The organism is Cyanobium sp. Cruz-8D1 (assembly GCF_024345975.1).
GTDB lineage: Bacteria > Cyanobacteriota > Cyanobacteriia > PCC-6307 > Cyanobiaceae > Cyanobium.
The window spans coordinates 137,389-151,680 of sequence record NZ_JAGQCD010000001.1 but is presented as its reverse complement, the minus strand read 5'-3'; the positions used below and the strand labels follow the sequence as shown (position 1 = coordinate 151,680).

The window sequence follows — 14,292 nt, the reverse complement described above, 5'->3', positions numbered from 1 at the left end:
GTTCCGATGAAAGCCCTCTCCGTGCTCGGCTCCACCGGCTCGATCGGCACCCAAACGCTCGAACTGGTCGAGGAGTTCCCCGACCGCTTCCGGGTGGTGGCCCTGACCGCCGGCAACAACCTCGACCTGTTGATCGAGCAGATCCAGCGCCACGCCCCCGAAGCAGTGGCCCTGGCCGATGCCGAGCGCCTCCCCGAGCTGCGCGACCGTCTCACCAGCCTCGACAGCGTCACCCGCCCGGCCCGTCTGCCGGAACTGCTGGGCGGTCCGCAGGGGCTGGAGGCCGCCGCCGCCTGGCCCAGCGCCGATCTGGTGGTCACCGGCATCGTGGGATGTGCCGGTCTGCTGCCTACCCTGGCGGCGATCCGGGCCGGCAAGGACCTGGCCCTGGCCAACAAGGAAACCCTGATCGCCGCCGGTCCGGTGGTGCTGCCCGAGCTGAAGCGCAGCGGCAGCCGGCTGCTGCCCGCCGATTCGGAGCATTCGGCCCTGTTCCAGTGCCTGCAGGGCACCCCCTGGGCCGACACCGCCCGCCTCTCCACCGGCGTGCCGACCCCGGGCCTGCGGCGCATCCAGCTCACCGCCTCCGGCGGCGCCTTCCGCGACTGGCCCGCCGCCGATCTGGCCAAGGCCACCGTGGCTGATGCCACCAGCCACCCCAACTGGAGCATGGGGCGCAAGATCACGGTGGATTCGGCCACCCTGATGAACAAGGGGCTGGAGGTGATCGAGGCCCACTACCTGTTCGGTCTCGACTACGACCACATCGAGATCGTCATCCACCCCCAGAGCATCATCCACTCGCTGGTGGAACTGGCCGATTCCTCCGTGCTGGCCCAGCTGGGCTGGCCCGACATGAAGCTGCCGCTGCTCTACTGCCTCAGCTGGCCGGAGCGGCTGGAGACCCCCTGGCGCCGCCTCGATCTCACCGCCGTGGGCCAGCTCACTTTCCGCGCCCCCGACAGCGCCAAGTACCCCTGCATGGCGCTGGCCTACGCCGCCGGCCGCGCCGGCGGCACCATGCCGGCGGTGCTCAATGCCGCCAACGAGCAGGCCGTGGCCCTGTTCCTGGAGGAGGCGATTCCCTTTCTCGCCATCCCCGAACTGATCGAGCGGGTCTGCGACCGGCACCGCGTCGACCACCACCGCGAACCCTGCCTTGAAGAGGTGCTGGCGGTGGACGGCTGGGCCCGCCAGGCCACCCGCGAGGCAGCCGTTGCGCTCCACGGCCAGCCCACTGCGGCTCTGCCGGCGTGAGCGGCGTTCAGCACCACCTGCTGCTCTGTGCCACGCCCACCAAGGCGCTCTGTGGCGACCCGGCCATCGGAACGGCCAGCTGGAACCGGCTCAAGCAGCTGGTCCGGGAGCTGGGGCTGGAGGAGCCGGGGCGGCCCCAGGGTGTGGTGCTACGCACCAAGGCCGATTGCCTGCGCGTCTGTTGCGATGGGCCGGTGCTGCTGATCTGGCCGGAGGGGCTCACCTACGGCGGCGTCACCCCCGAACGGATCGAGCGGATCGTGCAGGAGCATGTGGTCGGCGGCGTGCCGATCGAGGAGTGGATCGTGCGCCGCACCCCCTTCAGCCGCCCATTGCCGCCTGGCTGAGGCGCTTCAGCCAGGCCACCACCAGCCGATCGGCCCAGCAGACCGGTCCGTCGCCAGGGGCATGGAAGCCGTTGTGGCCGCCCTGGGGCGTGATCAGCACCTCGGGGGTCGATCCCGCGCCGGTGGCCGCCTGGCCGGAAACCCTGCCCGCCAGTTGCCGCAGCGGGCCCACCGGCACCCAGGGGTCGTCGCCGGCATGCAGCAGCAGGGTGGGGGGCAGGGGCCGGCCTTCGAGCAGGGAGACCAGGGGGCTGGCGGCGGCGTAGTAGGCCTCCACCGTGGCGAAACCCCAGCGCGGCGCGGTGATGGCCGCATCGAAGGCCCGGATCGTGCGGGCACGCTTTGGCCCCACCAGCGCCTGGCGCTCCGCCTCATCGATCCCCCCCGGATCGGCCAGGGTCTGCTCCCGCAGGCGCTGCATCAGCCAGCGCTGGTACACCCGGTTGCGGCGGCGCTCAAACTGCACGGCGCAGACCCCCAGATCAAGGGGACCGCTGACGCTGACCAGGCCATCGAAGCCCAGGCCGCCCAGGCCGGCGTTGAGCAGCACCGTGCCCCCCAGGGAAATGCCGGCGCCGAACAGCGGCCGCTCGGTGGCCAGCTGCCGGGCCCAGGCCACGGCCGGGCGGAGATCGTCGGTGCAGAGGGCGCAGTAGGTGCCCCGGGCGAGGGGCCGGCCGCGGCCGGCGCCCCGCAGGTTGAGGCGCAGGACGGCGAAGCCCTCGGCGATCAGGGCCAGGGCCAGGCGCCGCGGGCCCTGGCCATCGCTGGAGCCCCCCAGACCATGCAGCACCAACACCAGGCCTAGCGGCTCTTTGGCGTCGGGACGGTCCAGGAGAGCGAACAGCTGGCCGCCGTCGGCCAGGGGAATGGACAGCGCCTCGGCGCGCTCGGGGGGGAAGCGCAGGGGCCGCAGGGTGTCCCGCAGGGTCTGCAGGTCCCCGCCAATCCAGGGGGAGCGCTGCCGGAAGGGGGGCAGGCCGAGATGGTGGGGTAGTTGGCTCATGCCCCCTGCCCCTCCCTCAGGCCGTCACCTTCACCTTGCCCACGCCCATCGAGCGGAGCTCGCTCAGCAGGCCGTTGAGCACCGCCTTGGCATCACCGAAGACCATGGCGGTCTGGGGCATCTCGAACAGGGCGTTGTTGATGCCGGCATAACCGGCCCCCAGGCTGCGCTTGACGACGAACACCTGGCGGGCCTGATCCACCTCCAGCACGGGCATGCCGTACAGGGGGCTGGTGGGGTCGTTCTTGGCCTGGGGATTCACCACATCGTTGGCCCCCAGCACGATCACCACATCGGTGCGGGGGAACTCGGGATTGACCAGATCCATCTCCAGCATCTGCTCGTAGGGAACGTCGGCCTCGGCCAGCAGCACGTTCATGTGGCCAGGCATACGGCCCGCCACCGGATGGATGGCGTAGCTCACCTCCACCCCATGGCTTTCCAGCAACTTGGACAGCTCCCGCAGGGAATGCTGGGCCTGGGCCACCGCCAGGCCGTAGCCCGGCACGAACACGACGCGCTCGGCCTGCTCGAGGGCCATGGCGCATTCCTCGGCACTGCAGCTGGTGATGCGGGTGTAGCCGGCCTCGCTGCCGCCACCGCCCACGGCGCCGGCGCTGGCCCCGAGGGCCCCACCGAAGAGCACCGACACCAGGGAGCGGTTCATGGCCGTGCACATCACCTGGGTGAGGATCAGGCCCGCCGCTCCCACCATGGCGCCAGCCACGATCAGCAGCTGGCTGCCGACCACGAAGCCGGCTGCCGCCGCCGCCACGCCGGAATAGGAGTTGAGCAGGGAGATGACCACCGGCATGTCGGCCCCGCCGATGGGCAGGGTGACGCCGATGCCCAGCAGGGTGGAGCCGCCCATCAGCAGCCACAGGGGCAGGCCGGAGGGATCGCCTGGCAGCAGCACGGCCGACACCAGGCAAAGCACCGCCAGGGAGATGTTGACGCCGTGGCGCAGGTGGCTCTGGGTCCAGCCGGGGGTGTCCAGCCAGCCCTGGAGCTTGGCCATGGCCACGATCGAGCCACTGAAGGTGATCGCCCCGACGAACACCGACACGGCGATCGACACCAGGGCGACGATGTCGGACTCGCCCGCATCGAACAGGGCCACCCCCATGGCCACCAGCAGGGAGGCCATGCCGCCGCAGCCGTTGAACAGGGCCACCGTTTCCGGCATGGCGGTCATCGGCACCCGGCGGGCGGTGACCAGGCCGGCCAGGCCGCCGGCGGCGCTGCCGGCCGCGATCCAGAGCCAGGCGATCGGATCGGGCCGGATCTGGATCAACAGCCCCACCACGGCCAAGCCCATGGCCAGGGCCGCCAGGGCGTTGGCCCCGCGGGCGGAACTCACCTTGGAGAGACCCTTGATGCCGAGGGCCAGCAGGAGCACGGCCGCCAGATCGATGGCGGCGGCGAACGCATCCATGGAGAACGTCATCGGCTGTCACCCTTGCGGCGGAACATGGCGAGCATGCGATCGGTGACGAGGAAGCCGCCGATCACGTTGTAGAGGGCGAAGCCCAGGGAAAGGGCCCCGATCACCAGCAGGGCCGTGTTGTCGCCGGCCTGCTGGATGAGGGTGAGGGACGCCAGCACGGTGATGCCGCTGATGGCGTTGGCCCCCGACATCAGCGGGGTGTGCAGGGTGGGGGGCACCTTGCCGATCAATTCCAGCCCCAGCAGGCTGCCCAGCAGGAGCACCCAGAGGGACTGCGTCAGAACGCTCATGAACGGGCTCCGATAGGGGAAAGGCCGGCGGGCTCGACGATGTCGTCGCGGCGGCAGGCACCGGCATGGGTGAGCAGACAACCGTCCAGGATCGGATCCTCCGGATCCAGCCGGAAGCCGTCCTCGCCGAGCACGTGTTCCACCACGGTGGCGATGTTGCGGGCGTAGAGGGCGCTGGCGTGGTTGGGCACGGTGCTGGGCAGGGTGTCGGCCCCGATCAGCAGCACGCCGCGGCGCTCCACCGTGGCCCCGGGGATCGTGCCGAAGCAGTTGCCCCCCTGGGCCACGGCCAGATCCACCACCACCGCACCGGGCCGCATGCCGTCCAGCATCGCCTCACTGATCAGGCGGGGAGCCGGCCGGCCGGGCACCAGGGCGGTGCAGATCACCATGTCGGCCAGGGCCAGCTGGTCGGCCAGCTGCTGGCGTTGGGCCGCCAGGAAGGCCTCACTGGCCTGGCGGGCGTAGCCCCCCACCTCGGCCGGGGCCTCCTCCAGCTGGGGCGGGTCGATGAAACGGCCCCCAAGGGATTCCACCTGTTCCTTCACCGCCGGCCGCACATCCGAGACGTACACCACACCGCCCAGACGACGGGCGGTGGCCAGGGCCTGCAGACCAGCGACTCCCGCACCCAGGATCAGCACCCGGGAGGGCTGGATCGTGCCCGCCGCGGTCATCAGCATCGGCACGTAGCGATCGAGGGCCGCCGCCGCCAGCAGCACCGCCTTGTAGCCGGCGATGTTGGCCTGCGATGACAGCACATCCATCGACTGGGCCCGGGTGATCCGTGGCAGCAGCTCGAGGGCGATGGCGGAGGCCCGCCGCTCGTTGAGGGCCTGCACAAGGGCAGTGGCGCCGTAGGGGGCCAGCAGGCCCACCAGCAGGGCTCCATCGCGCAGGCGGCCCAGTTCCTCGCTCCGGGGGGGTTGCACACAGAGCACCCCGTCGACCGTCCCCCAGGCCCCGGCCTCCCCGTCCCATGGCTCGGCACCCACGGCGGCGTAGTCGTCATCGAGGAAGCCGGCCGACTGGCCCGCCCCCCGCTGCACCTGCAGGGTCGCCCCCTTGGCCACCAGCCGCCTGACCGTTTCGGGGGTCGCGGCGACCCTCCGCTCACCGGGAGCCGTCTCCCTGGGAATCAGCAATTTGACCAACGCGGGGCCACACACAGTTCTTCTGCGATAGACAGCCCCGCCGGTGACGGCAAGCACCCAGACGCCAATGTGCGGACACGCCCACCGGACGCGACCGCCGCTGGCGGCAGCCCCCTGGCCAGCCCAGCAGAATCAGCCGATGGCGCCACCGTCCTTCGATCTGGGTCTGCGCCGCGAGGCCGCTATGTCGGGGAACACCGGCGCTCCCTGCGGACCCGAGCCCCGGGCCTGGCAACGGCGCCTGATTCAGCTGCTGCGGGCCCGGCTGGTCGCGGCGAACCCCGGGGGCCAGGACGTGCTGCTGCACGCTGGTCCCGGCGCCGGCAAGACCCTGGGGGCCCTGCTTGCCTTCCAGCAGCTGCAACGGGAAGGACGGCTGGATCGGTTCGTGGTTTTTTGCCACCGCAGCGCCATCGCGCGCCAGTGGATCAGCGCCGCCGCCCGCCTCGGCCTGGTTTTGCAGGAGTGGGAAACCCCAGGGGGAACAGCCTCGGCGGCGACCGGCCAGGGCCTGCTGCTCAGTTACCAGGCAGCCGCCCTGCACCGGCTGCGCCTGGAGCGGGAGCTGGGCCGCCATCTCCAGGGCAGGAGCTGGCTGGCGATCGCCGACGAAGTGCACCACCTGGGCCTTGATCCCCTCGAACCGGAGGCCACCGCGTGGGGGCATGCCTTCAGCAGCCTCAGCGGCGGCGCCCAGCTGCGCCTGGGGCTCACCGGCACCCCCTTCCGCGCCGACAACCTCGGCTTCTGTTCCGCCCGCCGGATCCGGATGCACGACCAGGACGGCCCGGCCGAGCGCATCATTCCGGACCTCTGCGTCGAGCCCCGTGCCCTGATCGCCGCCGGCGATGTGCGGCCGCTGGAATTTCGCTTCCAGGACGGTTGGGTGGAACACGGCCGCCCGGAGGACGGACGGGACACCGAGACCTCCCCCCTGTCGGCGGAGCAGCGGGAGAGCTGGCGGGCCCGCAACCTGCGGCGGGCCATCCGTCCGGGGGATCGGGGCGGGATCGCCCTGCGGCTGCTGCTCCAGGCCCGCCGCCGCCTGGAGCGCGTCCGGCTGGAGCATCCGGGGGCCGGCGGCCTGGTGGTCGCCCGCGACATCGGCCATGCGGGCGCCATCGCCGACCTGCTGGCCAAGGAAGGGGACCGGGTGCATCTGGTGCACTCCCAGGATCCGGAGGCGGCCCAGCGCCTGGCGGCGTTCCAGGCTGGGGAGGCCGACTGGCTGGTGAGCATCGACATGTGCGCCGAAGGCTTCGATGCCCCCCGGCTACGGGTGGTGGCCTACCTGACCACCGTGGTCACCCGCAGCCGCTTTGTTCAGGCCATCACCAGGGCCGTGCGCATGGATGGGGATCGCTCGTGTCAGGAAACCATTCCGCGACGGCCGTCCTACGTGTACGCCCCGGCCGATCCCCTGCTGATCGGCTATGCCCGCGGCTGGACCGTCAGTGAGCCCTATGTGATCCGGACGCGCCCGACGGACACGGCTCCAGCCGCGGCCGGCTCGCCCGGTAGCGACCAGCGCCTGCCCCTGCAGGCCCTGGCGGACGATGCCGGACGGATGCTCAGCGTCAGCGGCCCCGAACTGCCGTTGTTTCGACGCCAATGAGCTTAAAATTTGATGGGAACGGCCTGTTGCCGTCGCCATTCCTGCAACGATGTGACAACCAACACCGTCGACGCGACCACCAACCGCCAACGTTGGCACCACAGGACATCCACCGAGATCATTCCGATGGACAGGCCAAGAGAAGATTCCAGCGAACAGGACGAATGTTTTGATGCCCCCCTTAATGCTGCCGTTCATCGCCGCGTGACCGTGGCGGTCTGCTGGGCCCTGGCCCGCCGGGCTGCCCTGGACGGCCGTGAGCTGTTCGAAGACAGCTACGCCATCAACGAGGAATTCCGTGAGTGGCTCCTCACATTGGAAGACCACCCCGAACTGCTTCAGGCCAACGTTCTGATGGTGCCAAGAGATCTGCACCTCGGCCGCCGTCCGGAAACCGACGGCCTGCTGGAGATCTGAGCCGACCCGGTGGGACTCAGCGGCGCCTGGGTCCGCCGGGACGGTTGCCCCCCGGCCGCGGGCCGGTGGCTCCGGCATTGCGCTCCCGGTAGGTGATGCGGCCCCGGGTCAGGTCGTAGGGGCTGATCTCCACCAACACCTTGTCGCCGGCCAGCAGCTTGATCCGGAACTTGGTGAGCTTGCCCGCCGCCCGGCAGAGACACTGGTGACCGGCAGGCTGCTCGAGGGTGACCAGGTAGAACCCGTTGCCTTGCTCCTTTTCGATCACACCGGACGTTTCGATCATGCGGGAAGGGTGGCCTGAGGAAAACAACAGAGTTTCAGCTTAAGCGCCGGCCGTGCCGGCTCCAAAGCCCGTCACACGGTGAGAAGACCGGAGCGATAGGGTCAGCAACCGAATGCCCCTGGCCCCACCCCATGATCCTTCCTCCCATCGCGATGGATCTGGGCCTGCTGCTGATCTCGATCGGCGTGGTCAACCTCTGGCGCGCCCGGGAAAGCTCCTGATCCTGCGGGGGCAGTGACCACCACCCTGCTGCTCCACAAGCCCTACGGGATGCTCAGCCAGTTCCGTCCGGAACCGGGCAGCCCCTGGGGCACTCTGGCCGAGCTGATCGATCAGCCGGGCGTCTATGCCGCCGGCCGCCTGGACGCGGACAGCGAAGGACTGCTCGTGCTCACCGACGAGGGGCGCCTGCAGGCCAGGCTCACCGATCCGGCCAGGGGGCACTGGCGCCGGTATCTGGTGCAGGTGGAGGGGGTCATCACCGCAGCGGCCCTCGACAACCTCCGTCAGGGGGTGATCGTGCAAGGGCGATGCACCCTGCCGGCCCGTGCCCGGGCCGTGGCGGACCCCGCCCTTGCCGAGAGAGATCCGCCGATCCGCCACCGCCTGCAGGTGCCGACCGACTGGCTGGAACTGGAGTTGCGCGAGGGGCGCAACCGGCAGGTGCGGCGCATGACCGCCGCCGTGGGCCTACCCACGCTGCGCCTGTTGCGGACGGCGATCGACCTGATGGACGGAGGTCCGCCCCTGGATCTGGTCGGCCTGGCCCCCGGCGCCTGGCGCGCCGTGAGCCCCCTGGAGCAACAACGCCTGGCGGCACTGCTCAGACCAGGGCGTCCCTGAGTTCCCTGACTGTCTGAAGCTGACCGTAGTAGTAGTTCGCCCGGGCACGACGATCGGGGTCCTCAAGGGTGTCGAGGGCATCGAAGCCCAACGACGCCCAGAGCTCGTGGCCGCAGGCCCGTGTGAGCTCGCCGATGGCCTCCTCCTCCAGGTTGGCCAGACGCCGCTGGAGGTTCTTGATCTGGGAAATCGCCATGACAGCCGGCAAACCCCTGCAATAGTACACACGAACTGGCGAACGGCGCCGCTTCAGAAGGGAAGCTTCTTCTTGGCTTCCTTGTCGAGGTCGGACTCCATCTCCCGCAGGCGCCGCAGGATCGTGTCGTAGTACTCCTTGAGGTAGTCCTCCAGCCGGGTGGTTTCGGCCGGATCGAGGCCGAAGGCGGCGTAGCTGGCCTCCATCGGCGCCGTCAGGGGCTCGCCCCCGCCCACCACTTCAGCAAAGGCAAGGCGTTCGGCCACGTTGAGGCTGGCTTCGAAGAACCCTGTGACCGACTGCATCAGCCCCAGCAGAAACGGCGGCACCCGAAACACCCGGGCTTCGCGGCCGCTGTAGCGCTCACAGAGCTGGGTGATCTCCCCGGTGATCCAGGCCCTCGGACCGACAACAGGGAACGCCTGCCGGATCGTGTCGGGCCGCTCCAGGGCCGCCACGGCAAAACGGGCCACGTCCTGGGTGTTCATGTAGGCGATCGGCGTCGGCGCCCCGCTCACCCAGACGGTCTGGCTCTCCAGCACCGGAATCGCAAACTGGCTGATCAGGCCCTGCATGAAGGCCACACCGCGCAGGATCGTGTAATCGAGGTCGGAGGCCTCAAGCCACTCTTCGGTGCACGCCTTGATGTCCATGAGCGGCACGCCACGGTGCTTGGACGCACCCAGCAACGACAGGAAAACCAGCCGGCTCAGGCCGGCGCGGCGACAGGCCGCGAACAGGTTCTGTTTGCCATCCCAGTCGATCTCATAGGCACTGCCACCGTCGGTGGCCCGGGCCGTGGCGGCATCGATCACCGCCTCCTGGCCTTCCAGGGCGTAATCCAGGCTGGCGGGCTCCAGCAGGTCGCCGCGGGTGAGATCACAGCCCCATTCCTGAAGGAAGGCGGCCTTGCGCGGGGAACGCACCACACAGCGGACAACATGGCCGGCGTCGAGGGCACGACGGGCGATCTGGCGACCGAGGGTTCCTGTTCCACCGATGACCAGAACCTTCATGGACCCCTGCAAGGGAAGGAGGCCGAGCCTAGAGGTGCGTCCGTCCCCGGCGCGCTGCTCAGTCGTTGAGGAGCTTGAGCAGCAGGGCGCCGCCCGCCAGCCCGACGGGGATCAGCACCCAGAAGATGGCGGCGGTGCCGAAGATTTCAGAGGCCATGGCCCGGACAATGGGGAACGGGCTACCTATCTAGCAGCCGTCGTGGCCACCAGCCCCCGGGCCGTGGCCACGATCAGGGGCCAGGGGGCCTCGCTGCGCAGCTGCCCGGCCATCACCCCGCTGGCCGCCGTGGCGAAGCCCTCCGCCGTCAGCGCCGCCACCAGCGCCGCCAGCGGCGGCGGCCCCTGACCCAGGCGGCGGGCAATCGCGTCCACCGGCCAGCAGCGGGGTGTCGTGGCCGGATCGTCCCGGAGCCGCTCCAGCAGCCGCCGGCCCGGCCGGTCCAGGTGGGCAACGCCTCCCGCCTCGGCCTCCTGCAGCATCGCCGCGAGCGTGGCGGGATCCTGCAAGGGGCCGATCCAGAGCGGGCCACTCACCGCCAGGGCCGGCGCCGCGCCCGATGCAGCCCCAGGGCAATCGCAAGGCCGCCAGCGTCCGAGCCGCAGCAGGCTCTGCACCTGCTGATCGCCGCAGCCGTGGCAATGGGCCACCAGGCCCAGCTGGGCCTCCTCTGCGCCGGCGGGATGCCGCTCCAGGCGCACGGCGGTGCGGAACGCCCGCCCTTCGCTGAAGCTCAGTAAGGGGAGGATCCCCCGGCCCATCGCCCAGGCGGTCCGGGCCAGCAACCCCAGCTGGAGGCGCAGGGCGATCTCCCAGCTGGCGGGGTGAGCCCGGGCGGCGGCACCGAAACGGCGCACGGCAGCGCGGCGGTCATGGCCCGTGGCCGAACGTCCGTCGGTGCTGGCCAGGTAGAGCACGCCGCCGAAGGCCACCGCCTCCAGCGCCAGGGGAACCAGGGCGGCCGGACAGCCGAAGGCATCCAGATCCACCAGCTCAAAGCGGCGCCCCTCCACCAGGCACCCGGCCAGCAGCTGCTGGGCGGTGGCGGTGCTCAGCTGCCGTTCCACCCCCACCGGCAACCGGGCCAGATTGCGCTCCAGCAGGGGCAGGCGGTCCGGGTCGGCGTCGTTGGCCCACACCGCCCCGGCACCGCCCTCCAGGCCATAACGGAGAGCCCGGATGCCGCAGCCCGCCATGCCATCGAGGATCCGCACGGGCCCATCCAGCCCTCGGGCGACCAGAGTCCGTGCCAGCAGCACGCCGAAATCCCTGGCCGGCCGCGAGGCGGCTCGGAAAAAGCCGTCACCGGTCTCCACCAGGGCCGCACCTTCGCAATAGTGAGGGGGTTCGCTCAAGTCCGGGTCCTTGCCGCAACCATCGGTGTCGTCCGCCGACCCCCAGCCTGCCCCCGGGGAGGTCGCGCCGCAGGAGGGAGCTGAGTGGGGCGATCACGCCCAGTGGCTCTGGCGCGGCCAGAGCTGCCATTGGCGCCGCCTGGGGAGCCCTGACCGGCCGGCGCTGCTGTTGTTGCACGGCTTCGGAGCCACCAGCGGCCACTGGCGCCGCAACGTCGGCACCCTGGCGGCGGCGGGGTGGTGCGTCTACAGCCTGGACCTGATCGGGTTCGGTGCCTCCAGCCAGCCGGGGCTGGATCGCCATCAGGCCCTGGACAACCGCCTGTGGGCCCGCCAGGTGCAGGCGTTCCTGGCGGAGGTGGTCCAGGCGCCGGCGGTGCTGGTGGGCCATTCCCTCGGTGGCCTGGTGGCCCTGACCTGCAGCGTCTATGCCCCGCAATGGGTGCGGGCCGTGGTGGCGGCTCCCCTCCCCGATCCCAGCCTGCTGATGGCCGGGCGCCGCCCGCCCCGCCGCCGCCCCTGGCGACGGCGACTGAAACGGGGGGTGATCCATCTCCTGCTACGGCTCCTGCCCCTGGAGCTGCTCGTTCCGCTGCTGGCCCATTCCCCCCTGCTCGATCTGGGCATCCAGTCGGCGTACCACCACCCGGTGATCGGTGACCAGGAGCTGCGTCGGCTGATCGCCCGGCCCGCCCGACGCCCCGGAGCGGTACGGGCCCTGCGGGCCATGAGCATCGGCATGGCCCTGCGGCCGTTCCGGGCCACGGCCGTCTCGCTGCTGCAACGGCTGGGGCGGCCCACCCTGCTGGTCTGGGGCGGCCAGGATCGGCTGGTGCCGTTGGAGGTCTCCCAGCAGTGCCTGCGGTTGCGCAGCGACCTCGAGCTGCACGTGATCCCCTCCTGCGGCCACTGTCCCCACGATGAAACCCCTGACGCCTTCGGTGGCGCGGTGCTCCGCTGGCTGGAGCATCTGGAGACGGGCTGAGGGGAAGCTGTCCCCTGGCGCGTACCTTTGGTTGGACCGTGCCGGCTTTCGCTCCGGTCCTTCGCCGCACCCCGCTCACGAGCCCGACATGAAGCACACCCTCTCGGTGCTGGTGGAAGACGAATCGGGCGCCCTGAGCCGCATTTCCGGTCTGTTCGCCCGGCGGGGTTTCAACATTGAGAGCCTGGCCGTGGGGCCGGCGGAGCACCGGGGCATGTCCCGGCTCACCATGGTGGTGGAAGGGGACGACCGCACCCTCGAGCAGATGACGAAGCAGCTCAACAAGCTGATCAACGTGCTCGGCGTGATCGACCTCTCCACGATTCCGGCGGTGGAGCGGGAGCTGATGCTCCTTAAGGTGGCGGCGCCGGCGGAGAACCGCGGTGCCATCTTCGATCTGGTCCAGGTCTTCCGGGCCAAGGTGGTGGACGTGGCCGATGACGCCCTCACCCTGGAAGTGGTGGGGGATCCGGGCAAGCTGGTGGCCCTGGAGCGGCTGCTTGAGGCCTACGGGATCCTGGAGATCGCCCGCACAGGCAAGGTGGCCCTGGAGCGAGCCTCGGGGGTGAACACCGAGCTGCTCAAGGCCACCGTCTCCGACAAGCGCGTCCCGGCCTGAAAGGGCCTCAGGGCTTCTTCTTGACCAGCGTGCCCCCGTCGATCACCCGGGCCCTGATCAGCTTGTCCCCCTGCTGGATCCGGTCGATCACCTCCATCCCCTTGCTCACCCGGCCGAACACCGCGTAGCGGCCGTCCAGCTCAGGCAGCGCCTGCAGGGCCACATAAAACTGGGCGCTGGCGGAATTGGGATCGCTGGATCTGGCCATGGCGATGGCGCCACGCTCGTGGCTGAGGGCCAGCTGGCGCGTGGCTGTCGGGGTGGTGATCTCCTCTCCATAGCGGGGTTCCGGGGCGCCGCTGAGCTTGAGCTCCAGGGGAATGAGTCGGGACTCGCCACTGGCAGGGTCCACGAAGCTGCCCGAGCCGTAGTCACCGGGGGCCACCTTGGGGTCGGCGCTGCTGGGGTCGCCACCCTGCACCACGAAGGGCACCGGCTCCTTCACCACCCGGTGAAACACCGTGCCGTTGTAGGCACCTCGCCGCACCAGATCGACAAAGTTGCCCGCCGTGAGGGGGGCCGCCGCACCGTCGAGCCGGAGCTCCACCGGACCCTTGCTGGTCTCCATCGCCACCACCGCCGTGCCCTGCAGGCAGGGGGTGTTGGCCGCTTCGCATCCCAGCGGTCGGTCGCCGGTGTCGGCGGCGCAGGCCGCCAGTCCCAGGGGGGTCAGGCCAAGAACCACCACCAGCAGCAGCCGCCAGCCCAGGGACGCGGGGGTCGTGCTGTGTCGCCCATCGGGCTGTCGCATGTCAGAGGCCCTCCAGGGGAACACCCAGAAAACGCGCCAGGCGGGCACCGGCCAGCTCCAGGTCGGCCAGGGGCATCGGTTCCCCCACCCTGGTCAGGGGCATGTCCCGACGACCCTGCACGCGCAGGGCCAGGCGTCGCTGGGGACTGAGGCCGTCCCGCACCTCCACCTTCACCGCCTGGATCTCCCGCAGGGGAATCACCACTTCGATCAGCTGGCGGAAACCGCGGCGGCTGATGCGGGCCTCGCCGGCGCTCCGATCGAAGCGATTGCTGCCCGAGCCCACATCGATGCCGATCACCAACCAGAGGTAGATGGCCAGCAACAGCGCCGCCACCCCGTAGAGCCCCATCACGAGTCCCTGGGGCACCCAGACCAGGGCGGCGGGGTGGCCGATGGGCAGCAGATCGCGGCCGAAGCGGCTGGAGGCGCTCGTGAGCACGAAACCAAGCCCGCCGACGCTGACGGCGGCCGCCACCAGGAGGTTGGAAAGACGCCGGGAGCCGAGCACCGGTTGCTCCAGCACCTGCTCGTCGGCGGAAGGGGAAGCGACGCCAGGCGAAGCCATGCGGGACGAAGGGGCAGTGGGTGGCCATCCTGCCGTGAAGCGTGCCGCAAGCGTCAGTTTCAGCCCGTGTCGCCAGGCGCGGGGGGCGGATCAACGTTGTTACCATCCCCTGGTAACCCACAGCCCTGCGGGTCATCCGCAC

At 70.5% G+C, this 14,292-nt stretch carries 18 protein-coding genes; 7 read left to right on the top strand and 11 right to left on the bottom strand.

The window, feature by feature from the left end:
• Positions 1 to 6 precede the first annotated feature (6 nt).
• Both KBZ33_RS00765 and KBZ33_RS00760 read left to right on the top strand, forming a co-directional pair.
• Complete coding sequence (locus KBZ33_RS00765) at positions 7 to 1,257, top strand: 1-deoxy-D-xylulose-5-phosphate reductoisomerase (RefSeq protein WP_254949621.1); 1,251 nt, start codon at positions 7 to 9, stop codon at positions 1,255 to 1,257.
• Positions 1,254 to 1,604, top strand: a complete 351-nt coding sequence (locus tag KBZ33_RS00760; RefSeq protein ID WP_254949622.1) for a ferredoxin — start codon at positions 1,254 to 1,256, stop codon at positions 1,602 to 1,604. The genes KBZ33_RS00765 and KBZ33_RS00760 overlap by 4 nt, the downstream gene beginning before the upstream one ends.
• Here KBZ33_RS00760 and KBZ33_RS00755 read toward each other — a convergent pair.
• From KBZ33_RS00755 to KBZ33_RS00740, 4 genes are read right to left on the bottom strand one after another with little or no spacing between them, the layout of a single operon-like run.
• Entirely contained in the window at positions 1,579 to 2,610 is a 1,032-nt protein-coding gene (locus tag KBZ33_RS00755) for an alpha/beta fold hydrolase (RefSeq protein ID WP_254949623.1), read from the bottom strand. The two genes, KBZ33_RS00760 and KBZ33_RS00755, sit on opposite strands and share 26 nt — an antisense overlap.
• 16 nt (positions 2,611 to 2,626) lie before the next feature.
• Complete coding sequence (locus KBZ33_RS00750) at positions 2,627 to 4,057, bottom strand: NAD(P)(+) transhydrogenase (Re/Si-specific) subunit beta (RefSeq protein WP_254949624.1); 1,431 nt, start codon at positions 4,055 to 4,057, stop codon at positions 2,627 to 2,629.
• Positions 4,054 to 4,347 carry an NAD(P) transhydrogenase subunit alpha gene (locus tag KBZ33_RS00745; RefSeq protein WP_254949625.1) on the bottom strand — a complete coding sequence of 98 codons (294 nt, stop codon included), beginning with the start codon at positions 4,345 to 4,347 and terminating at the stop codon, positions 4,054 to 4,056. Before KBZ33_RS00745 ends, KBZ33_RS00750 begins: the two co-directional genes overlap by 4 nt.
• Entirely contained in the window at positions 4,344 to 5,501 is a 1,158-nt protein-coding gene (locus KBZ33_RS00740; protein WP_254949626.1) for an NAD(P) transhydrogenase subunit alpha, read from the bottom strand. The genes KBZ33_RS00745 and KBZ33_RS00740 overlap by 4 nt, the downstream gene beginning before the upstream one ends.
• A 139-nt stretch (positions 5,502 to 5,640) precedes the next feature.
• Between KBZ33_RS00740 and KBZ33_RS00735 the strand changes: the two genes are divergently transcribed.
• Both KBZ33_RS00735 and KBZ33_RS00730 read left to right on the top strand, forming a co-directional pair.
• Positions 5,641 to 7,116, top strand: coding sequence for a DEAD/DEAH box helicase (locus tag KBZ33_RS00735; protein WP_254949627.1), 1,476 nt, complete (start codon positions 5,641 to 5,643; stop codon positions 7,114 to 7,116).
• 51 nt (positions 7,117 to 7,167) lie between these two features.
• Positions 7,168 to 7,533 carry a hypothetical protein gene (locus KBZ33_RS00730; protein ID WP_254949628.1) on the top strand — a complete coding sequence of 122 codons (366 nt, stop codon included), beginning with the start codon at positions 7,168 to 7,170 and terminating at the stop codon, positions 7,531 to 7,533.
• Between the two features lie 16 nt (positions 7,534 to 7,549).
• Here KBZ33_RS00730 and infA read toward each other — a convergent pair whose 3' ends face one another.
• Complete coding sequence (gene infA, locus KBZ33_RS00725) at positions 7,550 to 7,819, bottom strand: translation initiation factor IF-1 (protein WP_015108791.1); 270 nt, start codon at positions 7,817 to 7,819, stop codon at positions 7,550 to 7,552.
• 234 nt (positions 7,820 to 8,053) lie between these two features.
• Here infA and KBZ33_RS00720 point away from each other — a divergent pair, with 234 nt between their 5' ends.
• The gene (locus KBZ33_RS00720) at positions 8,054 to 8,662 is read left to right on the top strand and encodes a pseudouridine synthase (RefSeq protein WP_254949629.1); all 609 of its coding nucleotides are present in this window, start codon (positions 8,054 to 8,056) and stop codon (positions 8,660 to 8,662) included.
• Here KBZ33_RS00720 and KBZ33_RS00715 read toward each other — a convergent pair.
• From KBZ33_RS00715 to KBZ33_RS00700, 4 genes are read right to left on the bottom strand one after another with little or no spacing between them, the layout of a single operon-like run.
• A complete protein-coding gene (locus KBZ33_RS00715) occupies positions 8,643 to 8,858 on the bottom strand; it encodes a hypothetical protein (RefSeq protein WP_254949630.1) in 216 nt (71 codons plus the stop codon). The two genes, KBZ33_RS00720 and KBZ33_RS00715, sit on opposite strands and share 20 nt — an antisense overlap.
• A 53-nt stretch (positions 8,859 to 8,911) precedes the next feature.
• On the bottom strand, positions 8,912 to 9,874 hold the full coding sequence (locus KBZ33_RS00710) for an NAD(P)H-binding protein (RefSeq protein ID WP_254949631.1): 963 nt from the start codon (positions 9,872 to 9,874) through the stop codon (positions 8,912 to 8,914).
• A 58-nt stretch (positions 9,875 to 9,932) separates the two neighbouring features.
• Positions 9,933 to 10,031: a cytochrome b6-f complex subunit PetM gene (petM, locus tag KBZ33_RS00705; protein WP_015108796.1), complete on the bottom strand. Its 99-nt coding sequence runs from the start codon at positions 10,029 to 10,031 to the stop codon at positions 9,933 to 9,935.
• Between the two features lie 26 nt (positions 10,032 to 10,057).
• Positions 10,058 to 11,227, bottom strand: a complete 1,170-nt coding sequence (locus KBZ33_RS00700) for a N2,N2-dimethylguanosine tRNA methyltransferase (RefSeq protein ID WP_254949632.1) — start codon at positions 11,225 to 11,227, stop codon at positions 10,058 to 10,060.
• Between the two features lie 25 nt (positions 11,228 to 11,252).
• Between KBZ33_RS00700 and KBZ33_RS00695 the strand changes: the two genes are divergently transcribed.
• Positions 11,253 to 12,212: an alpha/beta fold hydrolase gene (locus tag KBZ33_RS00695; RefSeq protein ID WP_254949633.1), complete on the top strand. Its 960-nt coding sequence runs from the start codon at positions 11,253 to 11,255 to the stop codon at positions 12,210 to 12,212.
• Positions 12,213 to 12,300: 88 nt separating this feature from the next.
• A complete protein-coding gene (gene ilvN / locus KBZ33_RS00690; protein ID WP_254949634.1) occupies positions 12,301 to 12,831 on the top strand; it encodes an acetolactate synthase small subunit in 531 nt (176 codons plus the stop codon).
• Positions 12,832 to 12,838: 7 nt separating this feature from the next.
• Here the strand turns inward: ilvN and KBZ33_RS00685 are convergent, their stop codons facing one another.
• Both KBZ33_RS00685 and KBZ33_RS00680 read right to left on the bottom strand, forming a co-directional pair.
• A complete protein-coding gene (locus KBZ33_RS00685) occupies positions 12,839 to 13,582 on the bottom strand; it encodes a peptidylprolyl isomerase (RefSeq protein WP_254949635.1) in 744 nt (247 codons plus the stop codon).
• Position 13,583: 1 nt separating this feature from the next.
• Positions 13,584 to 14,150: a photosystem I assembly protein Ycf4 gene (locus KBZ33_RS00680; protein WP_254949636.1), complete on the bottom strand. Its 567-nt coding sequence runs from the start codon at positions 14,148 to 14,150 to the stop codon at positions 13,584 to 13,586.
• Positions 14,151 to 14,292: the final 142 nt, after the last annotated feature.